Source organism: Trueperella sp. (genome assembly GCF_043424875.1).
Lineage (GTDB): Bacteria > Actinomycetota > Actinomycetes > Actinomycetales > Actinomycetaceae > Trueperella.
In genome coordinates this window covers 1-6346 of sequence record NZ_JBHWPL010000091.1, presented here as the reverse complement: position 1 = coordinate 6346, position 6346 = coordinate 1, and the positions used below count along the sequence as shown (strand labels likewise).

Sequence of the window (6346 nt, the reverse complement as noted above, 5' to 3'; positions counted from 1 at the left end):
CTTGCGGCAACACTCTCGCGCACCTACTTCACGCCAGAAACGGCGCTGCCGGCCGTCATCTTCTCCGTGTGGCACAACCTCTCGGGCGCCTTCCTCTCGATGGTTTACCGCAGGTTGGCCGACGTCACAGCGACGTCGCCTGCACCATCAGACGAATAAGGGAGCCCGAATCGCGCACGTCGTCAAACGTGCCTGCGGCGTGAATGCGGCCGTGGTCGATGAGGACGATCTGGTCGGCCTGGTCGAGCCCGATCGTCGTGTGCGTCGATTCCACGATCGTGATGTCGGGAAATGCCTCTCGCAGATTCGTGCGGACGGTTGCCACATTCGCCTCGTCAAGGTGCGAGGTGAACTCGTCCAGCAGGAGCACGCGGGGCGCGGTGAGGACCGCGCGGGCCAGTGCCAGCCGTTGGCGCTGACCGCCGGAGAGAAGCTTGCCCTGTTCCCCAACCTGCGTGGCTAACCCGTCGCGTTCGGCAAGCTCGTCCCACAGGGCGGCCACCTCGAGCGCGCGGCGCAGATCGTCGTCGTTCGCGGTGGGAGCGGCCAAACGCAGGTTATGCGCCACGGTGCCGTTGAAGATGGGCGAGGCCTGCTCGACCAACACGACGCGCGAGCGAAGATCGTCAAGCGCGAGCTGGCGAAGATTGCGCCCGCCGAGCGTGACCTGCCCGGTCGTCGGGTCGTCGAATCTGGTGATGAGCTTGAGCAGCGTGGACTTTCCGGAGCCCGACCTGCCGACGATACTCGTATGGCTGCCGGGCTGAATCTCGAGGTGAACGTCGGTGAGCGCGCTATCGCGAGCCCGGCGGCTGGGATACACGTAGCTGATGCCGCTGAGAGTAACGCCGAGCCCGCCCTCGGGTAGCGGCTCTGGCGCGTCCGGTTGCGTCACGCGCGGCGGCATCGTTGCGATGTGGTGGACGCGTTCGGCGGCGGCAAGGGAGGCATCGAGCGATCCGACGAACTCGCGAACGCCACCCGTCACATCGAACAGCCCCCACACGACGGCGGCCGAGACGCTTACGCCCACTGGCCCAACGTCGGTGATAACTCCAACGACGACGACCACGATCAGCGTGGCCAGAGCGAGCGCCGTGGCGGCTGATGTGCGCAGGGCATCCCAGCGCCCGCGCGTGATGCGGCTGGCCGCGCTGCGATCGGCGAGGTCATCCATCTCGCGGAGGCGGGCCTCGACGTGTCCGTAGCCGGTAACCTCCGCCATGCCCTGAATGGAATCGGTGATGTGCTGGGCGATGTCCGCGCGGGAGGTGTTGAGCGTGCGCGCCTCCTGCAGGCTCGCCTTCGCGCCGAGCCACGGCACGAGGAAGACGTTGAGCGCGAGGCCGGCGGCCGCAGTCAGCGCGATGGGCCAGCCGAGCGCGATCCCGCCGACGACGATCGCGGCGAGTGGCACCGTAAGTGCCGTGACCGCGGGGGCGAGGGTGTGCGCGAAGAAGACTTCGATCCGGTCGATGTCCTTGGTTGCGCGCGTCAGGAGGTCGCCCGAGGTGCTGCGAATCTGAGTGGCGAGGGGCACGAGGCGGCGGTAGAGCTCCACGCGCAGAATTTCGAGCGCCTTAAATGCCACGAGGTGCCCGAGGAAATGCTCGAGGTAACTAAAAAGCGCCTTGGCAAGCGAGAGTGCGATGAGCACAAAGATGAGGCGCACGGGCGACCAGGGAGTCGGCGCACCGCCGGCGAGTTCGACGCCGAGCGAGCCAACCGCCCACGCACCCACGAAGAGCAGGCCGAGGTGGCTGGCAAAGTAGAGATGCCGGAAGAGAATCGACCACGCGAGGGGCCGAAGAACGGCTCGGGTCACGCTGATAAGCCAGCTGCTGACTGTGGAGATTCTAGCTAGCACGGGTCTGCTCCAGATTCTGATTGTTCACGTGGTAGACCTGCCCCTTCGCCAAGGCCGGGCGGTGAGTGGCGATGATCAACGTGGCCTGCTCGGCTAGCTCGTCGATCACCTTCTCGATTACCTGCTCGGACTCGAGATCGACCTGTGAGGTCGGCTCGTCGAGGATGATGAGCTCGCGATCGGCGAGGATGGCCCGGGCAAGGGAGATACGCTGAGCTTGCCCGCCGGACACGGACATTCCGCGCTCGCCCACGTGAGTGTCGAGCCCCTCGGGCAGGGAGGCGACCCAGTCGCCGAGGTCGACGCGCTCGAGCGCGCGGCGCATGTCGTCGTCGGTGGCGTCCGGGCGGGCTACCCGCAGGTTCTCTGCCAGGGTGCCGTGGAAGAGCCACGTGTGCTGGTGGACGCAGGCGCTCTTGCGTCGTATCGCGTCTTGATGGTCACTCGTCAGTGCAATTCCGCCCACGCACGCCGACCCGCCGGTCGGGACGAGGTCGCCGGCCATGATGCTCAAGAGGGTGGACTTTCCGCTACCTGATGGGCCAACGAGAACCGTGCGTTGGCCGGGCGCGATCTCGACATCTACCGATTGCAGGACTGTCGTGTCTGCGTTGTAGCCGAACTCAAGGTCCGTCATCGTCACGGCCGAGCCGCCCTGGCACGAGGGCGTGGCCGAATCGGCGGGGACTCGGCGCTTGAGGAATCCCGCGATGGCCTTTTGGCCGGCGCGCCCACCCATGCCGATATAGAAGTATCCGCCCACCTTGGTGATGGGGGTCGTGAGCTGGGTGGTGAGCAAGATGGCCGCGACGGCCTCGCCGAGGTCGATCGATCCCGACCGCAACCTGAGCCAAGCCGCCGCAAACCCGACCTCACGAGGAACAGGGCAAAAACGGCCTCCGTGACGAACAGGAGGAGCTGGTTTCGGGCCAGCACCTTCATGAGAGCCACCCGGTTCTCCTCGCCCGTCTTCGCCAAGGTGGTGCCCACGCGGTCCGCCGCGCGAAGCCCCACGAGGGTGGGCAAGTTCTGGATCGATTCGAGGAACTGGCTCGCCAGCTTTCCTCGCACCTGGCGCGAGCGGGCCGAGTCCTTGCGGAATCGGCGCTGGAACACCCCGATAAGAAGCGGAACAAACGGGAGGCAGGCGAGCAAGATGAGGGCCGTCAGCCAGTCGATCATGATCGCAATCAGCACGAGCGTGATGAACGGGGTCAGGATTGCGCCGACGAGCTGGCCGACATAGCCCTGTCTGTAGTTGGCAACGCGCTCGACGGAGTCCGTCATGAGCGAGACCAGCCGCCCGCTCTCATGGCCCGAGAACCGCGCGGGCCCAAGGCCGAAGGCGTGAGCGAGCAGGGCCCGCCGCATGCGCTTTTCTTCGCTGCCGGCGCTCGTGGCTTGAGACAGCCCGTTGGCAAAGTCGCACAGCGCGGCGACGACAAGGGCGCCAACGCCGACGACGACCCACCGCACGTCCACCGACGTATCGAAGCCCGTGCCGATCACTTTGCCCAACGCGATGTACGCGACCCCGATACTCAGCGCGCGAATCCCAAGCGCCACGGTCTGCGCCGCGATGGCACGATCACCGGTGCTAACCCTGCTCACCCGTATGTTCCTCATGGCTACTTTTGAACTTCGGTCAAGATCTTTTCGTAGCCAGTTGGCATGTTGAGGCCGGCCAGCGCCGATGCCTCATTCATGGGAACGAGCACGAGTCGATCATTCTTAATTGCCTCGACGTCCGCGAGCGCGGGATTGTCCAGCATTTCCTGGAACGGCTCCAGGCCGCTGCCGTTGAAGTCCTCGACGAAGATGATCTCGGGATTGGACTTGAGGAGTTGCTCGGCGTCGATCGGTCCCGTCGTCGTCAGACCAATGGCGGCTGCGGCGTTGGTTGCGCCTGCGCGCACGGCAAGTTTCGGCAACGCGTTGTTCTCACCCATGGCCATGATCGACGGGCCGCGCGCCATGAGCGCGACGAACGACGGCGAGGAGTCATCGCGCTTCTCGTCGAGGATCGCGATGTCGCTTTCCAACTCGGCGGCAAGCGCGTCTGCCTTGTGTTCCAAGCCGAGGGCAGCGCCCAGTTCGCGCAGCGCGGCGGCATACGCTTCGGGCGTGTCGAACTGCGAGCCGTCAAAGCTGATGGTCTCAACGCCCGTGCTCTCCAGCTGGTCGCTCACCGAATCTTCGGCGCCGTGACGTGCGGTGATGAGCACGAGGTCGGGGTCGTAGGACAGGATCTGTTCCGCATCAGGCTCGACTCCCGGGGGAAGGGTGTTGTCCACTTGGCGGGCAAGATCGGGGACCTGACCCATGTGCGGAGACTGCGAGGAGGCGGCCACTGCAACCACCTTGTCGGGGCCGGCGAGGAGCAGCGCCATGTCCGCCGTCTCGGAGTTGACGGCCACGATGCGTTCGTACTTGCTGGTTTCCTGCTCATCTGCTGCCACGTCCGACAACTCGACTGCTGCGGGCGTCGTCGTCGGCGTCGTCTCTTCTGCCGCGTCTGAGCCGCAGCCGGCGAGGAATAGTGCTGCCGCGGCGATAGCGCCAATGGATTTCAGGTGATTTTTCATAAGTACCTTTCTTGGTGATGCCGTCACAGAGCAGTGACGACCAAACTTTGCGTGACGTCGCTCCGGCGCACATCCACGTTCACGCCGTAGACGTCGGCGATCGACTGAGTTGTGAGAACCTCGTGCGGCGCCCCCTGCGCGAATGCCCGCGCCCCCGTCGGCTGGGGTTGGAGGAACACGAGTTCGTCGCAAAAACGTGCGGCCATCGTCAGATCATGAAGAACGACGACGACGGAGCGGCCGGTACCGCCCTGCACCCACTCGCGCAGTACTTTGAGCACCCGCGTCTCGTGCGAGAGGTCGAGTGCGGACAGCGGCTCGTCCAGGAGCAGCACAGCGGTGTCCTGCGCAAGGACTCGGGATAGGCCGGTGAGCTGGCGTTCTCCGCCACTCGTTGCCACGGTGGAGCGGTCGGCCCACGCGTCGGCGCCCGTCGTCGCCAGCGCCTGGTCGACCATGACGTTGTCGTCGACCGTTCGCGTGGCAAAGCGCGGCTGGCGGGCGTAGCGCCCCATGTCCACGACCTCGCGCCCGGTGAACGACGAGCCGACGAGGGCGTCCTGGGCGAGGTAGGCGACGCGCCGCGCCTTTTCGCGCGATGCCATTGCGCTGAAGTCCTCGCCGTCGATCTCGACGCGCCCGGCGTGGGGGACGAGGCCGAGCATGGCCTTGAGGAGTGTGGATTTGCCTGCGCCGTTGGGGCCGATGAGGCCGTGGACGGCGCCGTCCCTGAGCTCGAGCTCGTCGATGGCGAGGATCGGCCGCTTGCCGTAGGCCACGTGCATGTCCGTCAGTCGAATCGCGCTCATGAGATGTTCCTGCTTCGCATGACGAGGACAAGGAGGAATGGCGCGCCGATGAGGGCGGTGATGACGCCGGTCTGGAGGGTGACGGGGTTGAAGAGCATCCGCGCGCCGGTATCGGCGACGATGAGGAAGGCGGCGCCAAAGATGAACGACGCCGGCAGGAGGAAGCGATGGTTAGCGCCTGCCACGAGCCGGATCATGTGCGGCACGACGAGGCCGACGAACGAGATCACGCCCGTCGTCGCCACGGCGCCGGCCGTGGCAAGCGCCGCGAAGGCGAGGACGATGTGGGACACCCGCTTGACAGGGACGCCGCTGCTTTGGGCGGTGGCCTCGCCAAGGCTGAGCAGGTTGAGCTCGCGGGAGTGGATGAGGATGACGGCCGTGCCGAGGATGATGGGCAAGACGATGAGGCTCACGTCGTTCATGGTGCGGCCGGTGAGGTCGCCGTTGAGCCAGAACACGGCCGAGCGGGCGTCCTCTGAATCCGGGGCGTTGGCGATCATCGCGCCGATAAGGCCGCCAAGGAACGAATTCAGTGCGATACCCGCGAGCAGTAGTGTTGCGCTCGATGTGCCGAGTCTGCGCCCGCCGGCAATTTGAACAACGACTGTTGCGAGGAGGGCGCCGATGAAGGCGCCGCCGGGGAGCAGCAGCGGGTGAACCTGGGATAGACCAGTAATGATAGCCATGACGGCGAACGTTGCCGCGCCCGCTCCCACGCCGGTGATTCCGGGCTCTGCGAGCGGATTGCGGAAAATGGCCTGCATGGCGGCGCCGGCGACTGACAGTGCGCCGCCCACGAGCGCGGCGACCAGCACGCGGGGGAGACGGATCTGCGTGATGAGCGCGCTCGATGCCCCGCCCTCGCCGGTGAAGAGTGAGGCGAGGGCGTCGATGGTGTGAGACGGGGACGTGACGACTGGGCCGATGCTAATTGCAGCCAGCATGATGATCAGGACGAGTCCGACCCCGGCGGTTAAGGCGCCGATTCGCATGAGAGCCTTTCTAGTGAAACACCCGGACCCTAACTGAGATCGATTCTCATTATCAAACTGATCCGAGTGTTGGTGTCGTGGTGCCACTCC

6 protein-coding genes and 1 pseudogene are annotated in these 6346 nt (G+C 65.6%); 1 reads left to right on the top strand and 6 read right to left on the bottom strand.

The features are described from left to right. Positions 1-159, top strand: a pseudogene (locus ACHFFR_RS07945) (bile acid:sodium symporter family protein); the annotation flags it as partial. On the opposite strand, the gene ACHFFR_RS07940 reads toward ACHFFR_RS07945, so the two are convergent. Genes ACHFFR_RS07940 through ACHFFR_RS07915 form a run of 6 tightly spaced genes read right to left on the bottom strand, consistent with a single transcriptional unit; the run spans position 125 to position 6256 of the window. Then, complete coding sequence (locus ACHFFR_RS07940) at positions 125-1825, bottom strand: amino acid ABC transporter ATP-binding/permease protein (protein WP_394263731.1); 1701 nt, start codon at positions 1823-1825, stop codon at positions 125-127. The pseudogene ACHFFR_RS07945 and the gene ACHFFR_RS07940 overlap by 35 nt on opposite strands. 31 nt (positions 1826-1856) lie before the next feature. After that, positions 1857-2504, bottom strand: coding sequence for an ATP-binding cassette domain-containing protein (locus ACHFFR_RS07935; protein WP_394263732.1), 648 nt, complete (start codon positions 2502-2504; stop codon positions 1857-1859). 2 nt (positions 2505-2506) lie between these two features. Beyond that, positions 2507-3478, bottom strand: coding sequence for an ABC transporter transmembrane domain-containing protein (locus ACHFFR_RS07930; protein WP_394263730.1), 972 nt, complete (start codon positions 3476-3478; stop codon positions 2507-2509). Positions 3479-3495: 17 nt separating this feature from the next. Beyond that, positions 3496-4452: an ABC transporter substrate-binding protein gene (locus ACHFFR_RS07925; protein ID WP_394263729.1), complete on the bottom strand. Its 957-nt coding sequence runs from the start codon at positions 4450-4452 to the stop codon at positions 3496-3498. A 23-nt stretch (positions 4453-4475) separates the two neighbouring features. Then, positions 4476-5261, bottom strand: a complete 786-nt coding sequence (locus ACHFFR_RS07920; protein WP_394263728.1) for an ABC transporter ATP-binding protein — start codon at positions 5259-5261, stop codon at positions 4476-4478. Continuing rightward, positions 5258-6256, bottom strand: coding sequence for a FecCD family ABC transporter permease (locus tag ACHFFR_RS07915; RefSeq protein ID WP_394263727.1), 999 nt, complete (start codon positions 6254-6256; stop codon positions 5258-5260). Before ACHFFR_RS07915 ends, ACHFFR_RS07920 begins: the two co-directional genes overlap by 4 nt. Positions 6257-6346: the final 90 nt, after the last annotated feature.

Bases quoted from the DNA above. Each gene is read 5' to 3' on its own strand.
- ACHFFR_RS07935 (WP_394263732.1), bottom strand. From the start codon at position 2,504: ATGACGGACCTTGAGTTCGGCTACAACGCAGACACGACAGTCCTGCAA.
- ACHFFR_RS07925 (WP_394263729.1), bottom strand. From the start codon at position 4,452: ATGAAAAATCACCTGAAATCCATTGGCGCTATCGCCGCGGCAGCACTA.
- ACHFFR_RS07920 (WP_394263728.1), bottom strand. From the start codon at position 5,261: ATGAGCGCGATTCGACTGACGGACATGCACGTGGCCTACGGCAAGCGG.
- ACHFFR_RS07915 (WP_394263727.1), bottom strand. From the start codon at position 6,256: ATGCGAATCGGCGCCTTAACCGCCGGGGTCGGACTCGTCCTGATCATC.